Source organism: Streptomyces sp. NPDC096105 (assembly GCF_044763335.1).
Classification (GTDB): Bacteria; Actinomycetota; Actinomycetes; order Streptomycetales; family Streptomycetaceae; genus Streptomyces.
The window spans coordinates 93172-108668 of record NZ_JBIWGC010000016.1 but is presented as its reverse complement, the minus strand read 5'-3'; the positions used below and the strand labels follow the sequence as shown (position 1 = coordinate 108668).

At 73.3% G+C, this 15497-nt stretch carries 14 protein-coding genes; 13 read left to right on the top strand and 1 reads right to left on the bottom strand.

Annotated features, from left to right (window positions below; translation table 11 throughout):
* Positions 1–78: 78 nt before the first annotated feature.
* The 13 genes from ACIQ8B_RS23745 to ACIQ8B_RS23685 all read left to right on the top strand — a co-directional run bounded on the left by ACIQ8B_RS23745 (position 79) and on the right by ACIQ8B_RS23685 (position 14942).
* Positions 79–780 carry a GntR family transcriptional regulator gene (locus ACIQ8B_RS23745; protein ID WP_290007868.1) on the top strand — a complete coding sequence of 234 codons (702 nt, stop codon included), beginning with the start codon at positions 79–81 and terminating at the stop codon, positions 778–780.
* Positions 777–1775, top strand: coding sequence for a dihydrodipicolinate synthase family protein (locus ACIQ8B_RS23740; RefSeq protein WP_403549392.1), 999 nt, complete (start codon positions 777–779; stop codon positions 1773–1775). The genes ACIQ8B_RS23745 and ACIQ8B_RS23740 overlap by 4 nt, the downstream gene beginning before the upstream one ends.
* Positions 1763–3493, top strand: coding sequence for an L-arabinonate dehydratase (araD, locus tag ACIQ8B_RS23735; RefSeq protein ID WP_403549390.1), 1731 nt, complete (start codon positions 1763–1765; stop codon positions 3491–3493). The genes ACIQ8B_RS23740 and araD overlap by 13 nt, the downstream gene beginning before the upstream one ends.
* Positions 3494–3609: 116 nt before the next feature.
* A complete protein-coding gene (locus ACIQ8B_RS23730; protein WP_290007862.1) occupies positions 3610–4542 on the top strand; it encodes a carbohydrate ABC transporter permease in 933 nt (310 codons plus the stop codon).
* Positions 4539–5435 carry a carbohydrate ABC transporter permease gene (locus tag ACIQ8B_RS23725; RefSeq protein WP_403549387.1) on the top strand — a complete coding sequence of 299 codons (897 nt, stop codon included), beginning with the start codon at positions 4539–4541 and terminating at the stop codon, positions 5433–5435. The genes ACIQ8B_RS23730 and ACIQ8B_RS23725 overlap by 4 nt, the downstream gene beginning before the upstream one ends.
* A complete protein-coding gene (locus ACIQ8B_RS23720) occupies positions 5432–6616 on the top strand; it encodes a Gfo/Idh/MocA family protein (protein ID WP_403549385.1) in 1185 nt (394 codons plus the stop codon). Before ACIQ8B_RS23725 ends, ACIQ8B_RS23720 begins: the two co-directional genes overlap by 4 nt.
* Positions 6613–7458: a PmoA family protein gene (locus tag ACIQ8B_RS23715; RefSeq protein WP_403549383.1), complete on the top strand. Its 846-nt coding sequence runs from the start codon at positions 6613–6615 to the stop codon at positions 7456–7458. The genes ACIQ8B_RS23720 and ACIQ8B_RS23715 overlap by 4 nt, the downstream gene beginning before the upstream one ends.
* Complete coding sequence (locus ACIQ8B_RS23710) at positions 7455–9050, top strand: family 43 glycosylhydrolase (RefSeq protein WP_403549381.1); 1596 nt, start codon at positions 7455–7457, stop codon at positions 9048–9050. The genes ACIQ8B_RS23715 and ACIQ8B_RS23710 overlap by 4 nt, the downstream gene beginning before the upstream one ends.
* A complete protein-coding gene (locus ACIQ8B_RS23705) occupies positions 9047–10411 on the top strand; it encodes an ABC transporter substrate-binding protein (RefSeq protein ID WP_403549379.1) in 1365 nt (454 codons plus the stop codon). The genes ACIQ8B_RS23710 and ACIQ8B_RS23705 overlap by 4 nt, the downstream gene beginning before the upstream one ends.
* 115 nt (positions 10412–10526) lie before the next feature.
* Positions 10527–11318, top strand: a complete 792-nt coding sequence (locus ACIQ8B_RS23700; protein WP_403549377.1) for a rhamnogalacturonan acetylesterase — start codon at positions 10527–10529, stop codon at positions 11316–11318.
* A gap of 33 nt (positions 11319–11351) precedes the next feature.
* Complete coding sequence (locus ACIQ8B_RS23695; RefSeq protein ID WP_403549375.1) at positions 11352–12683, top strand: polysaccharide lyase family 1 protein; 1332 nt, start codon at positions 11352–11354, stop codon at positions 12681–12683.
* A gap of 82 nt (positions 12684–12765) precedes the next feature.
* Positions 12766–13872 carry a pectinesterase family protein gene (locus ACIQ8B_RS23690; protein WP_403549373.1) on the top strand — a complete coding sequence of 369 codons (1107 nt, stop codon included), beginning with the start codon at positions 12766–12768 and terminating at the stop codon, positions 13870–13872.
* Positions 13869–14942, top strand: coding sequence for a dienelactone hydrolase family protein (locus ACIQ8B_RS23685; protein ID WP_403549371.1), 1074 nt, complete (start codon positions 13869–13871; stop codon positions 14940–14942). The genes ACIQ8B_RS23690 and ACIQ8B_RS23685 overlap by 4 nt, the downstream gene beginning before the upstream one ends.
* 75 nt (positions 14943–15017) lie before the next feature.
* Here the strand turns inward: ACIQ8B_RS23685 and ACIQ8B_RS23680 are convergent, their stop codons facing one another.
* Complete coding sequence (locus ACIQ8B_RS23680) at positions 15018–15212, bottom strand: hypothetical protein (RefSeq protein ID WP_403549369.1); 195 nt, start codon at positions 15210–15212, stop codon at positions 15018–15020.
* Positions 15213–15497 lie beyond the last annotated feature (285 nt).

Here is a 15497-nt window from a genome sequence, read left to right as displayed (position 1 = left end):
GTACTTCGTACGTCATATATGAGACGCGATACGCGAGATCCGATACGCGTGATCCGACGCGAGATCCGAGAGGCGCGCATGACCTCTGTGCCCACGCCGATCCCCTCCCGCACGCAGTACGTGCTGGAGGAGATCAAACGCCGCATCCTCACCGGCCGGCTCACCCCGGGCCAGGCCCTGGTCGAGACCGACCTCGCCGCACAGTTCGGGGTGTCCAAGACCCCGGTGCGGGAGGCGCTCAAGACCCTGGCCGGCACCGGCCTGGTGGTGATGAGCCAGTACAAGGGCGTCACGGTGCGCATGGTCGACGCGGACATGGCACGCGCGGTCTACGACGTGCGGCTGCTGCTCGAACCGGAGGCGCTCAAGCGCGCCGTGCGCCGCGGCGCCTCCCTGGACGACGCCCGCGAGGCGCTCACCCGCGCCGACGAGGCCACCGACACCGCCGAACGCTCCCTGGCCAACCGGGAGTTCCACCGCGCCCTCTACCTGCCCTGCGGCAACCCGCTGCTCGGCCGGATGCTCGACGAGGTCCGCGACCAGGCCGCCCTGGTCTCCGCGGTCGCCTGGGCCGCCGACCCGTCCTGGGAGCGGGAGGCCGACGAGCACCGCGTGATCCTCGACCTGGCCCTCGCCGGGGACGCGGACGGCGCCGCGCGCGCCCTGCACGCGCACATCGCGTCCTTCGTGCGACGCGCCTTCCCCGAGGCGGAGTTCGAGGCGGAGTTCGCGGCGGAGCTCGCGGCGGCGCAGGAATCCCGGAAGGACGGTCAGGCATGACGACGACGTCTCCCCCTCAGGCGGGCGAACCCCGGGCGGGCGAACCCCGGGCGGGCGAACCCCGGGCGGGCGAACCCCGGACGTTCGAGTCCCGGACGTTCGAGCTCCAGCGGGCCGCCCTGGCCGACGTGGTGGCGATCCCCGTGACCCCGTTCGCCGAGGACGGCTCCGTGGACCCGGACGCCTACCGGGCCCTGCTGCGCCGCCTCCTCGACGGGGGCATCACGACCCTCACCCCCAACGGCAACACCGGGGAGTTCTACGCCCTCACCCCGTCCGAGCGGCGGCTGGTCACCGAGCTGACCGCCGAGGAGGCCGGCGGCCGCGCCGCGATCCTGGTGGGCGTCGGCCACGACGTGCCCACGGCGGTCGCCTCCGCGCGGCACGCCCGCGAGCTGGGCGCGCAGATGGTGATGGTGCACCAGCCCGTCCACCCGTACGTCTCGCAGAGCGGCTGGGTCGACTACCACCGGGCCATCGCCGAGGCCGTGCCCGAGCTGGGCGTCGTCCCCTACCTCCGCAACGCGCAGCTCGCCGGCGCCCGGCTCGCCGAACTCGCCGACGCCTGCCCGAACGTGATCGGCGTGAAGTACGCGGTGCCGGACGCGGCCCGGTTCGCCGCCTTCGCCCGGGACGCGGGACTGGAACGCTTCGTGTGGGTGGCGGGGCTCGCCGAACCGTACGCCCCCTCCTACTTCTCGGCCGGCGCGACCGGCTTCACCTCGGGGCTGGTCAACGTCGCCCCGTCCGTGTCGCTGACCATGCTGGAGGCGCTGCGCACCGGCGACTACCCGACCGCCATGAAGGTGTGGGAGCAGATCCGCCGCTTCGAGGAACTGCGCGCCGCCAACGGCTCCGCCAACAACGTCACCGTCGTCAAGGAGGCCCTCGCCTCCCTCGGGCTGTGCCGCCGCGAGGTCCGCCCGCCCAGCAGGCCGCTGCCCGAGAGCGAGCGCGCCGAGGTCGCCGCCATCGTCGCCGGATGGTCGGTATGAAGTCACCCGAAGAGCTCCGCAGCCACCAGTGGTACGGCACGGACGGACTGCGCTCCTTCAGCCACCGTGCCCGCACCCGCCAGCTCGGTTACCTGCCCGAGGAGCACCTGGGCAAGCCGGTCGTGGCGATCCTCAACACCTGGTCCGACATCAACCCCTGCCACGTCCACCTGCGCGACCGCGCCCAGGCCGTCAAGCGCGGGGTGTGGCAGGCGGGCGGCTTCCCGCTGGAGTTCCCGGTCTCCACCCTCAGCGAGACCTTCCAGAAGCCGACCCCCATGCTCTACCGCAACCTCCTCGCCATGGAGACCGAGGAGCTGCTGCGCTCCTACCCGGTCGACGGGGCCGTGCTGATGGGCGGCTGCGACAAGTCCACGCCCGCCCTGCTCATGGGCGCCGCCAGCGCCGGCCTGCCCGCCGTGTTCGTGCCCGCCGGGCCCATGCTGCCCGGGCACTGGCGCGGTGAGACCCTCGGCTCGGGCACCGACATGTGGAAGTACTGGGACGACAAGCGGGCCGGCGTCATCGGCGACTGCGAGATGCAGGAGCTGGAGAGCGGCCTGGCCCGCTCGCCCGGCCACTGCATGACGATGGGCACCGCGTCCACGCTGACCGCCGCCGCCGAGGCGCTCGGCGTCACCGTCCCGGGCGCGTCCAGCATCCCGGCCGTCGACTCCGGGCACGACCGGATGGCCGCGAAGGCCGGCATGACGATCGTCGACCTCATCCGCGAGGACCGCCGGATCGGCGACATCCTCACCGCGGACGCCTTCGAGGACGCCGTGACGACCGTCCTCGGGCTCGGCGGCTCCACCAACGCCGTCATCCACCTGATCGCCATGGCCGGACGCGCGGGCGTGAAGCTCACCCTCGACGACTTCGACCGCATCGCCCGCACCGTCCCGGTGCTGGCCAACGTACGGCCCGGCGGGCAGACGTACCTGATGGAGGACTTCCACTTCGCGGGCGGGCTGCCCGGGTTCCTCTCCCGGATCCCGGACCTGCTGCACCTGGACCGTCCCACCGTCTGCCACGACACCCTGCGCGAACAGCTCGCCGGCGCGCGGGTGCACGACGACGACGTCATCAGGACCCGCGACAACCCGGTCGCGGAGGAGGGCGGGGTCGCCGTGCTGCGCGGCAACCTCTGCCCCGACGGCGCCGTCATCAAGCACATCGCCGCCGAACCGCACCTGCTCCGGCACACCGGTCCCGCCGTCGTCTTCGACGACTACAAGGAGATGCAGCGGACCATCGACGACCCGGCGCTGAACATCACCGCGGACAGCGTGCTGGTGCTGCGCAACGCCGGCCCCAAGGGCGGCCCGGGCATGCCCGAGTACGGCATGCTGCCGCTCCCCGCCCACCTGCTCAAGCAGGGGGTGCGGGACATGGTCCGCATCTCCGACGCCCGTATGAGCGGCACGAGTTACGGCGCCTGCGTGCTGCACATCGCCCCCGAGTCGTACGTCGGCGGACCGCTCGCGCTGGTGCGCACCGGCGACCCGATCACCCTCGACGTCGAGAACCGCACCCTCACCCTCGACGTGGACGACGAGGAGCTGCGTCGCCGCCGCGCGGAGTGGACGCCGCCGCCCGCGCGCCACGAGCGCGGCTACGGCGCGCTCTACGACGACCAGATCACCCAGGCCGACACCGGCTGCGACTTCGAGTTCCTCGCCCGCCCGGGCACCGTCCAGGACCCGTACGCGGGCTGACCCGCCCGCCCGGGCGGAACCGGCCCCGCACACCCGTGCAGAAAGCGCTTCCTACCCACCCACGCCACAGCCCCAGGCACCGCACAGCACGACGTACCGAGAAACGGAGAACAGTCATGGCCCAAGCCGCAGCCGTGGCGAAACCGCCCGCGCCACCGAGGCGGCGCCGTGCCTCCGCCACACCCCGCCGACTGCCCTACCTGCTGATCGCGCCGGCCGCCCTGCTCATGCTGGGGTTCATCGCGTACCCGGTCCTCAGCGTCTTCTACTACAGCCTGCGGGACTACAACCCCACCAAACCCTGGCGGAACGGCTTCGCGGGACTCGACAACTTCACCCGCATCTTCACCGAGGACCCCCTCTTCTGGGACACCCTCGTCTTCAGCGCCAAGTGGGTGTTCGTCGAGGTCGGCCTGCAACTGCTGTTCGGCCTCGCCCTCGCCCTCATCGTCAACCAGACCTTCGTGGGCCGGGCCCTCGGCCGCGCGCTGGTCTTCTCCCCGTGGGCCGTCTCCGGCGTGCTGACCTCCGCGATCTGGGTGCTGCTCTACAACTCCCAGACCGGCATCACCCGTTACCTCGCGGACATGGGCATCGGCGAGTACGGCGTGAGCTGGCTGTCGGACACCTCCACGGTGTTCCCCGCGGCGGTCGTGGCCGACCTGTGGCGCGGCGTGCCCTTCTTCGCGATCCTCATCCTCGCCGACCTCCAGTCCGTCTCCAAGGACCTGTACGAGGCCGCCGAGGTGGACGGCGCCAGCCGCATCAAGCAGTTCTGGCACATCACGCTGCCGCACCTGAAGGACGCCATCATCCTCTCCACGCTGCTGCGCGCCGTGTGGGAGTTCAACAACGTCGACCTGCTCTACACGCTGACCGGGGGCGGACCCGCCGGCACGACCACCACGCTGCCGCTGTACATCGCCAACACCTCCGTCGACGCCCATGACTTCGGCTACGCGTCGGCGCTGACCACGGTGGCGTTCGTGATCCTGCTCTTCTGCTCGATGGTCTACCTGCGGCTGAGCAAGTTCGGAGGCGAGAAGTGATCACCAAGGAGGCCACCGTGGCCGCCCCCGCCCCCGCGCCGGCCGTCCCCGAGCCGCCCCGGCCCGCGAAGCGGCACCGGGCCTGGGACGAGGCGCCCCGCTGGCAGATCTACCTGCCCCTCGGCGTCTACCTCGTCTTCACCCTCATCCCCTTCTACTGGATCCTGCTGTTCGCGCTCCGCCCGGCCGGCTCCACCTCGCTCGTGCCCTGGCCGATGACCACCGCCCACTTCGAGAAGGTGTGGACCGACCGAGGCTTCGCCACCTTCTTCCAGAACAGCGTGCTCGTCGGCGTCGTCACCCTGTTCATGACCACCCTGGTCGCCCTGGCCGGCGGCTACGCCCTCGCCCGGTTCGACTTCAGGATCAAGCGCGGGTTCATGCTGGCGCTGCTCTGCTCCCAGTTCGTGCCCGGCGCGTTGCTGCTCGTGCCGCTGTTCGAGATCTTCGCCGAACTGCGGATGATCAACTCCCTGGGCAGCGTCATCATCGCGGAGACGGTGTTCCAGCTGCCGCTGTCGATGATCCTGATCAGCAACTTCATCAAGAACGTGCCGTACTCCCTGGAGGAGGCCGCCTGGGTCGACGGCTGCAACCGGTTCCGGGCGTTCCGGGTGGTCGTCCTGCCGCTGCTGCGGCCCGGCCTGATCGCCGTCGGCTCCTTCGCCTTCGTGCACTCCTGGAACCACTTCCTGTTCGCCCTGATGTTCCTCAACAACCAGGAGAAGCAGACCATCCCGGTCGGTCTCAACACCTTGATGAGCGCGGACAGCGTCGACCTCGGCGCGCTCGCCGCGGGCGGCATCATCGCGGCCGTCCCCGTCGTGATCGTGTTCGCCTTCATCCAGAAGTGGCTGATCACCGGCTTCAGCGCGGGGGCGGTGAAGGGATGACCGCCTCGCCCGCCGCATCCGGCGCCCCGCTGCCCGTCGTCCTGGCCGGCGCCCGCGGCCACGGCCGCTGGCACGTGGAGAACATCCGCCGCCTCCAGGCGAAGGGACGGGTACGGCTCGCCGGCGTCTGCGAGCTGACCCCGCTCACCGAGGACGAGTTCGGCGGCGACCTCCCCGAGCAGTCCGCCGACCTCGGCGCGCTCCTCGACGCCACCGGCGCCCGCGTCGCGGTCGTCTGCACCCCCATCCCCACCCACACCGGACTCGCCCTCACCGCGGCCGAGCGGGGCGTGCACCTGCTGCTGGAGAAGCCCCCGGCCCCGTCGTACGCCGAGTTCCGCCGGATGGCGGACGGGGTCGCCGCGGCCGGGGTGGCCTGCCAGATCGGCTTCCAGTCGCTCGGCTCGCACGCCGTGCCCGCGATCCGCGGCCTGATCGCCGAGGGCGCCGTCGGCCGGGTGACCGGGATCGGCGGGGCCGGCGCCTGGGTGCGCCCCGAGGCGTACTTCCGCCGCGCGCCCTGGGCGGGCCGGCGACGCCTCGACGGCGTCGACGTGGTCGACGGGGCGCTCACCAACCCCCTCGCGCACGCCGTCGCCACCGCCCTCGCGCTCGCCGGGAGCACCCGCGCCGAGGACGTCGCCGGCATCGAGACCGAGCTGCTGCGCGCCAACGACATCGAGTCCGACGACACCTCCTGCGTCCGCGTCACCACCGTCCGGGGCGGCCCGGTCACCGTCGCCGCCACCCTGTGCGCGGAGCGGGCCGACGAGCCGTACGTGGTGGTGCACGGCACCAGCGGCCGGATCACCTTCTGGTACAAGCAGGACCGGGTCCTGCTCCAGCGCGCGGACCACGGCCCCGAGGAACTCCACTTCGGCCGCACCGACCTGCTGGAGAACCTCGTCGCGCACCTGGACGACGGCACGCCGCTGCTGGTCACCCCGGACGACACCGGCGCCTTCATGCGGGTCGTCGAGGCGATCCGCACCGCCCCCGACCCGGCCCCGCTGCCCGACGGCGCCTGGCGCCGCGTCCCCGGCGAGGACCGCCGGGTGGTGCCCGGCGTCGACGCCCTGGTCGCGGCCGCCGCGGAGCGCCTGTCCCTCTACTCCGAGCTGGGTGCCCCCTGGGCCCGGCCCGCCCACCACCGTCCGCCGAAAGAGGTGAGCACCCGATGACCGGAAACGACTCCGTGGTGCTGCGCGTCGCCGGCCGGCCCGTCGGCCGGTACGTCACCCGGCCGGAACTGCCGGCCCGGCTCTCCCCGCGGCCCTATCTGCACCCCGTCACCACCCTGGCCGGCACGGCGGTCACCGAGCTGAGCCCCGCCGACCACGCACACCACCTCGGCGTCGGTGTCGCCGTTCCCGACGTCGAGGGGTTCAACTTCTGGGGCGGCCGCACCTACGTCCGCGACCAGGGCCCCACCGAGCTGGACAACCACGGCGCCCAGCGGCACACCGCCTACCACCGGCGCGAGGCCGACGGCTTCACCGAGGAACTGCGCTGGACGGCCGCGCCCGGCGAACTGCTGCGCGAGCGGCGCACGGTCACCGCGACCGCGCTCTCCGACGGCGCGTGGGCCCTGGACCTCGCCTTCGCGCTCACCAACGTCACCGGACGCCCGCTGTCCGTCGGCAGCCCCGCCACCAACGGCCGCCCCGGCGCCGCCTACGGGGGCTTCTTCTGGCGGGCCCGCAAGGAGGACGCGGCGCCGGACGTGTTCACCGCGGCGGCCGACGGCACGGACGCGGTGCACGGGCGGACCGCCGGCTGGGTCGCCCTGGCCGGCTCCGCCTGGACCCTCGTGTTCGCCGCGGCCACCGAGGAGACCCGCCGCGACCCCTGGTTCGTGCGCACCGACGAGTACCCGGGGGTCGGCTCCTCCCTCGCGCACGACGCGCGGCTGCCGGTCCCGCCCGGGGGGACGGTGGAGCGCCGGGTCGTCACCGTCGTCGCCGACGGCCGCCTCGGCCGCGCGGAGGCGGCCGCCCTGGTCGCGAAGGCGGTGAACCCATGAGCGCCGGCCCGGCCGAGCCCGTCTACCGCAACCCGGTCCTGAACGCCGACTGGTCCGACCCCGACGTGATCCGCGTCGGCGACGACTTCTACCTCACCGCCTCCAGCTTCGGCCGCGTCCCCGGACTGCCCCTGCTGCACTCGCGCGACCTGGTCAACTGGACCCTCGTCGGCCACGCCCTGCAACGCCTGGAACCCGAGAGCGAGTTCGCGGTGCCCCGGCACGACTGCGGGGTGTGGGCGCCGTCCCTGCGCCACCACGACGGCCGCTTCTGGATCTTCTGGGGCGACCCCGACCAGGGCATCTTCCAGGTCAACGCCCCCGAGATCCGCGGCCCGTGGACCCGCCCGCACCTGCTCAAGGCCGGCAAAGGGCTGATCGACCCCTGCCCGCTGTGGGACGACGAGACCGGTGAGGCGTACCTCGTGCACGCCTGGGCCAAGTCCCGCTCCGGCGTCAAGAACCGTCTCACCGGCCACCGGATGCACCCGCACGGCACCGAACTCCTCGACGAGGGCAAGGTGATCGTCGACGGCGACCGCATCCCCGGCTGGTTCACCCTCGAAGGGCCCAAGCTCTACCGGCACGACGGCTGGTTCTGGATCCTCGCCCCCGCCGGGGGAGTGGAGACCGGCTGGCAGGGCGCCTTCCGCTCCCGCGCCTTCTTCGGCCCGTACGAGGAGAAGGTGGTCCTGGAGCAGAAGGACACCGACGTCAACGGCCCGCACCAGGGCGGCTGGGTGCGCACCCCGTCCGGCGAGGACTGGTTCCTGCACTTCCAGCAGCGCGGCGCCTACGGCCGGGTCGTCCACCTCCAGCCGATGCGCTGGGACACGGACGGCTGGCCGGTGATCGGGGACGACGGCGCCCCCGTCGCCGCACACCGCCGCCCGGACCTGCCGCCGCAGCCGCCCGCCGCGCCCGCAGGCGACGACGACTTCCCCGGCGGGCGCCCCGGCCGCCAGTGGCAGTGGACCGCCAACCCCCGGGACGGCTGGGCCACCCACCACTCCGCCGACGGACTGCGCCTCACCTGCGTCCGCACCGCCGACGCGCACGACCTGCGGCTGCTGCCCCACGTCCTCACCCAGCGGCTGCCCGGCGCCCCGTGCACCGTCGAGGTGGACCTGCGGCTCGACGACGGCGAACCCGGGGCGCGCGCCGGACTCGTGGTGCTCGGGGACGCCTACAGCTGGATCGGACTCGAGCGCGGCCCCGACGGCGCGGTGCGGCTGGTGCACCGGTTCGCCGAGCCGGCGGCCATGGGGGCGCCTCCCACGTCTTCGGGGCAGTGGGGGAGGGAGCGGGACGCCGCACCCCCGCGCCCCGCTCCCGGCGGCCGGGCCCGGCTGCGCGTCGACATCGGCGCCGGCGCGCGCTGCCGCTTCTCGTACCACACGGGGGACGGTACCGAAGACGGCACCGGGGACGGCTTCCGTCCCTCCGGCCGGGTCTTCGCCGCGACTCCCTGGCGCTGGGTCGGTGCTCTGCTCGGCCTGGTCGCCCTGGCGCCCACCGGACAGGGACACGCCGGCACCGCCACGTTCACGCAGTTCAGGATCCGCATCCAGGAGAAGAGAGCCGACCGATGAAGATCAGCATTCTCGGAAGAAGCACGGGCAGCGGGCGCCGCGGCAGGACGTCGGCGGCCGTCGCCCTCGGAGCGGTCCTCGCCCTGACCGCCACCGCCTGCGGGGACGGCGGCAGCGGCGGGGGCGCGGGAGCCGAGGGCGACGGCACCGGGAAGATCGTCTTCTGGGACAACAACGGCGGTGTCCGCACCGACATCTGGAAGGAGATCATCGCCGACTTCGAGAAGGAGAACCCGGACATCGACGTCCAGTACGTCGGCATCGCCTCCACCGAGTACCAGTCCAAGGTCGACACCGCCATCCAGGGCGGCAGCATGCCGGACGTGGGCGGCATCAGCGCGTCGATGCTCGCGGGCTTCGCCGCCCAGGGCGCGCTGGAACCGCTGGACGAGCGGCTGGAGGGGTCGTCCCTCGACGGCAAGCTCAACAAGGACATGATCGAGTCGCTGCGGGCGGCCGGCGGCGGGGACGACCGGCTGTACTCCGTGCCGACCTCGGCCAACAACGGCGTGCTGTACTACCGCACCGACATGTTCGAGAAGGCGGGCCTTCAGGAGCCGACCACCTGGGACCGCTTCTTCGAGGCCGCGGAGAAGCTCACCGACAAGGGCGACAACCGCTTCGGCTACACCATCCGCGGCGGCGCCGGCTCCATCGCCCAGGCCCTGGACGCGATGTACGGGCAGTCCGGCATCACCTCGTTCTGGGACTCCACCGGCAAGAAGACCACGGTCAACGCCCCGGAGAACGTGAAGGCGCTGGAGAAGTACGCGGGCCTGTTCAAGCGGGTCACCCCCGCCGCCGACCTCAACAACGACTTCACCAAGATGGTCGCGCAGTGGGATTCCGGCGAGATCGGGATGCTCAACCACAACCTCGGCTCCTACCAGGACCACGTGAAGGCGCTGGGCACGGAGAAGTTCCGGGGCATCCCGCAGCCGGTCGGCCCCGGCGGCAAGCGGGTGCAGGTCTCCAACCCGGTCGACGGCCTCGGCCTGTTCAAGAGCTCCTCGAACAAGGAGGCCGCCTGGAAGTTCATCGAGTTCGCCGTCTCCGCGCAGTCCAACTCGAAGTTCAACGAGTCGGCGGGACAGGTGCCGGCGCACGCGGACGCCGCGAAGGACGCGTGGATCGCGAAGGCGGAGCCGACGAAGCTCGCCGCCGAGGCGCTGAGCGACGGGTCGACGACCATCGTGCAGCTGCCGTACTACCTGCCGGACTGGAACACCATCTCGAAGGCGGACAACGAGCCGACCTTCCAGAAGGTGCTGCTCGGGGACATGAGTGCGAAGGATTTCCTGGACGGTCTGGCCAAGCAGCTGAACGAGGCGCAGGCCGAGTGGGACGAGCAGATGAGTTGAGCGGTGCCTTCCGCCGGGGGCGGCCTGCGAGTGCGCAGGCCGCGGGCCGTCCCCGGCCGGGCGCGCAGTTCCCCGCGCCCCTGGTTCTGTCGGCCTTCGTGGAAAGGAACAGGCTGTGTCCCTCTCGCGCAGACAGGTTGTCGTCGCCGGGGCCGGTGTCCCTCTGGGGGCGGCCGTGAGCGGTACGGCGCACGGCGCCCCGCGCCGGCGGACGCTCTGGATCGCCGGTGACTCCACCGCCGCCCAGAAGTACGCCGACGCCGCGCCCGAGACGGGGTGGGGGACGGCGTTGCCCTTCCTGCTCCGGCGCCGTCTTGCCGTCGCCAACCACGCGGTCAACGGGCGGAGTTCCAAGAGCTTCGCCGACGAGGGGCGGTTGGACGCGATCCTCGCCGGCATCCGGCCGGGCGACCTGCTGCTCGTGCAGTTCGCGCACAACGACGAGAAGACCGGCGACCCCAGCCGGTACACCGAGCCCTGGACCACGTACCGGCAGTACCTGCGCCGGTACCTGGACGGCGCCCGGGCGCGGGGAGCGCGTCCGGTGCTGGCGACCCCGGTGGAGCGGCGGCGGTTCGACGCGGACGGGCGGGCCGTGCCCAGCCACGGGGAGTACCCGGCGGCGATGCGGGCGCTGGCCCGGCAGGAGCGGGTCGCGCTGCTCGACGTCCAGGCGCTGTCCCTGGCGCTGTGGCAGGAGCTCGGGCCCGAGGCGACGCGGACGTACTTCAACTGGACCGACACCGAGCAGGACAACACCCACTTCTCCCCGACGGGCGCGATCGCCGTGGCACGGCTGGTCGCCCGGGAGCTGCTGCGCACCCGGGTGCTCGCGCCGCACGACGTGCGGCGGCTGGACCAGGAGATCCCCCCGTCGTGGATCACCTGGCCGGAGGCCGCCGCGTGACACCCCCCGGACCATGAACAGGAGAGCCGCACCATGAACGCATTCGCATGGCATGGGCATGGCAGAAGAGTCGGTGTGCTGGCCGGCTGCACCGCCCTCGCACTGGCCCTGACCGGTACCGCCGCGCAGGCCCACACCCCCGCGCACGCGCACCGCGACCCCGCACGCCAGACCCTGCCCGCGGGCGACGGCTGGGCGGCACACGGCACCGGCACCACCGGAGGCGCCGCCGCCGACGCCGCGCACGTCCGCACCGTGACCGACTGGGACCAGTTCACCGCCGCCCTTGCCGAGGGCGGGGACGCCCCGAAGATCATCAAGGTGAAGGGCACCCTCGACGCCGTCGCCGACGGCTGCGACGCGCTCGCCGCCCCCGGCTACGACTTCGACGCCTACCTGGAGACGTACGCCCCCGAGACCTGGGGCCTGGACCGGGACCTGGCCGACGAGCCCGACGACAGCCCCGAGGGCCTGCGCCGCGCCTCCGCGGCCAACCAGGACGCGGCGGTCAAGGTGAACGTCCCCTCCAACACCACGATCATCGGCGTCGGCCGCGGCGCCGCCGTCAAGGGCGCCAGCCTCCAGATCAAGGGCGTCGACAACGTCATCGTCCGCAACCTCACCCTGGAGAGCCCGGTCGACTGCTTCCCGCAGTGGGACCCGACCGACGGCGACCGCGGCAACTGGAACAGCGAGTACGACACCGTCGTCGTGCACGGCTCGACCCACGTGTGGCTGGACCACAACACCTTCACCGACGGCGCGCACCCCGACAGCGCGGCCCCCACCCACTTCGGCATGCTCTACCAGCAGCACGACGGCCAACTCGACATCGTCCGGGGCGCGAACCACGTCACCGCCTCCTGGAACGTCTTCACCGAGCACGACAAGACGATCCTCATCGGCAACAGCGACAGCGAGTCCACCGCCGCGGGCGACCGCGGCAAGCTCAAGGTGACGTTCCACCACAATCTGTTCGAGGACCTCACCGAGCGGACCCCGCGCGTCCGTTTCGGGCAGGTCGACGTCTACAACAACCACTTCGTGGCCGGCTCCGGCTACGGCTACAGCTTCGGCATCGGCAAGGAGTCCCAGCTCGTCGCCGAGCACAACGCGTTCACCCTGCCCCGGGGCATCAGCCCGGCGAAGATCCTCAAGCGCTGGAACGACGCGCCGCTCACCGCCCGGCACAACCTGGTCAACGGCAGGCCGGTCGACCTGATCGCCGTGCACAACGCGGAGATCCCCGAGGAGACCCTGCGCTCCGGCGCCGGCTGGACGCCCACCCTGCGCAGGACCGTGCACCCCGCGTGGGCCGTGCCCGTCCTGGTCGGCCTCGGCGCGGGCGCCGGCCGCCTCCGCTGACCCGCACCCGCCGAGCCGCCGGTGCGGTCCGCCCCCACGGCCGACCGCACCGGCTCCCGCCCGCCCCCCAAGGAGCACCCGCATGCCCTCGCCCCTGTCCCGGAGGAACGCCCTGCTGGCCGGCGCCGCGGCCGGCTCCGCCCTCGCCCTGACCGCCCCACCCGCCCACGCGCACCGCCGCCCGCGCGGCCCGTTCGGCTGCCACGGCTCGCCGTCCGCGCGGCTCACCCCCACCACCCTGTACGTCCACCCGCGCGGCGCCGGCGACTTCACCGGCGTCCAGGCCGCCGTCGACGCCGCCACCGGCCCCGGACGCACCCTCGTCATCGCCCCCGGCGTCTACCGCGAGACCGTCTCCGTCCCCGCCGACCGCACGGACATGACCTGGATCGGCGCCTGTGACGACGCCCGCGACGTGGTCGTCGTCCACGACAACGCGGCCGGCACCCCCAAACCCGGAGGCGGCACCTACGGCACCTCCGGGTCGGCCACCACCACCCTGCGCCCCGACGGCTTCACCGCCCGCCGGATCACCTTCGCCAACGACTGGCTGCGCGCCGACCACCCCGGCATCAGCGGCACACAGGCCGTCGCCGTCAAGGTCATGGGCGACCGCAGCGCCTTCTTCGACTGCCGGTTCCTCGGCCACCAGGACACCCTCTACGCCGACTCGGCGTCCCCGGCCACCGTGGCCCGCCAGTACTTCGCGCGCTGCTACGCCGAGGGCGACGTCGACTTCGTCTTCGGCCGGGCCACGGCCGTCTTCGAGGACTGCCACTTCCGCACGCTGCTCCGCCCCGACCTGAGCTCCGCCCCCTTCGGCTTCGTCTTCGCGCCCTCCACCGCCGTCGCCGCCCCGCGGGGCTTCCTGGTCACCCGCAGCCGAATCAGCAGCGAGGCGCCGGACGGCTTCTACAAGCTGGCCCGCCCCTGGGTGCCCAGCTCCGACCCGACCGCCCGGCCCATGCTCACCGTCCGCGAGACCCGGATCGACGCGGGCATCGACGCGGTCGCCCCGTACGCGAACATGTCGAGCGGCCACCCCTGGCAGGAGCAGCGCTTCGCCGAGTACCGCAACACCGGACCGGGTGCCGTGATCACCGTGCCGGAGAACCGGCCCCAGCTCGACCGGGTCCGGGCCGCCTCCCACACCCCGCGGGCCCACCTCGGCGACTGGCGGCCCCGGTGACAGCCCCCGTCCCCGGCCCGCCCGGCCTCCACCGGGCGCTCAGGGACGACCTGCGCTTCCCGCTCGCCTGGGGCACCTCGCCGGTCCGGGACTTCCCCGCGTGGCGGCGGGCGGCCCGGGCCAAGGTCGAGGAACTGCTCGTCGTGCCCCGCCAGGACGGCCTCCCGTACGCGCCGCGGTACACGGACCGCTCGGAGGCCGACGGCTTCACGCGCGAACTCGTGACCGTCACCCTCACCCGCCACACGCGGGTCCGCGGCGCCCTGCTCACCCCGCGGGGCACCGGCCCCTTCCCGGCCGTACTGCTGCTGCACGACCACGGCTCCCGGTTCGACATCGGCAAGGAGAAGGCCGTCCGGCCCTGGTACGACGACGCCCGGCTCGCCTCCGCCGGGGAATGGGCCGGCCGGCACTTCGACGGCCGCTTCGTCGGGGACGAACTCGCCCGGCGCGGCCACGTCGTGCTCTGCCTGGACGCCCTCGGCTGGGGCGAGCGCGGCCCCCTCGCCCACGAGCAGCAACAGGCGCTGGCGAGCAACCTCTTCCACCTCGGCTCCTCGCTCGCCGGACTCCACGCCCGCGAGGACCAGCGGGCCGCGGCCTTCCTGGCGGGACTGGACCGGGTGGACGCGCGCCGGGTCGCCGCCCTCGGGTTCTCCATGGGCGGCTACCGGGCCTGGCAGGTCGCCGCCCTCAGCGACGACGTCGCGGCCGCGGCGAGCGTGTGCTGGATGACGGGCCTGAGGGAGATGATGGTCCCCGGCAACAACACGCTGCGCGGGCAGTCGGCGTTCCACATGCTCCACCCCGGGCTCGCCCGGTACCTCGACATCCCCGACGTGGCGAGCATCGCCGCGCCGAAGCCGATGCTGTTCTTCCACGGCGGACGCGACGCCCTCTTCCCCGCCGGCGGGGTGCGGGCCGCGTACGACCGGCTGCGCGCCGTCTGGCGTTCGTGCGGGGCGGAGGAACGGCTGCGGCTGAAGACCTGGCCCGAGGCCGGCCACGTCTTCGACGCCGCGATGCAGGACGAGGTGCACGCCTGGCTCGGCTCCGTCCTGCGCGGCTGATCCGCGCGGCCGAGGACCTGCCGGCCCGTCCCTTCCGCGACGCCGGAGCGGCGGGGCGGTCCCCGGTCACCGCCGTCACGGTGAACCGTGCGGCCCGGGAGCGGGCGTGCCGTGACCGGTGAGGACCGCGCCGGACGCCAGGTCGCGGGCGGCGCCGGCGAAGCACCGCTCGTCGGCACGGGGGGCGAGGCCGGGGACGACGCCCCGGCCGGGGCCCGTGAGCAGAGCCCCGGGCGCGGTGGCCGGACGGCGCGCCCGGGGCGGTGTCACGGGGGCTTCCCGGTGGGAGCCGCCGGTGGACGACGCGGCCGGGCGGTCCTCCCGCGTCCGGACGGACGCGGCGACCCGGGACCTCTGGCTCGGGGCCGTGCAGGGCCGTGTCCGGCTTCGCCGCGCCGCTGGTGGCCGCCGGCCCCGGACACCCGCGCGGAGGACTCCGCACCGGAGGGCCCGCACCGGGAAACGCGGACGCCCCCACCGGGCGTGGGCCGGCGGGGGCGCCCTGACGGCCCTTTGGACGGGGGTCCGAAGGGCCGGGGTCCCGGCGGGCCCGAG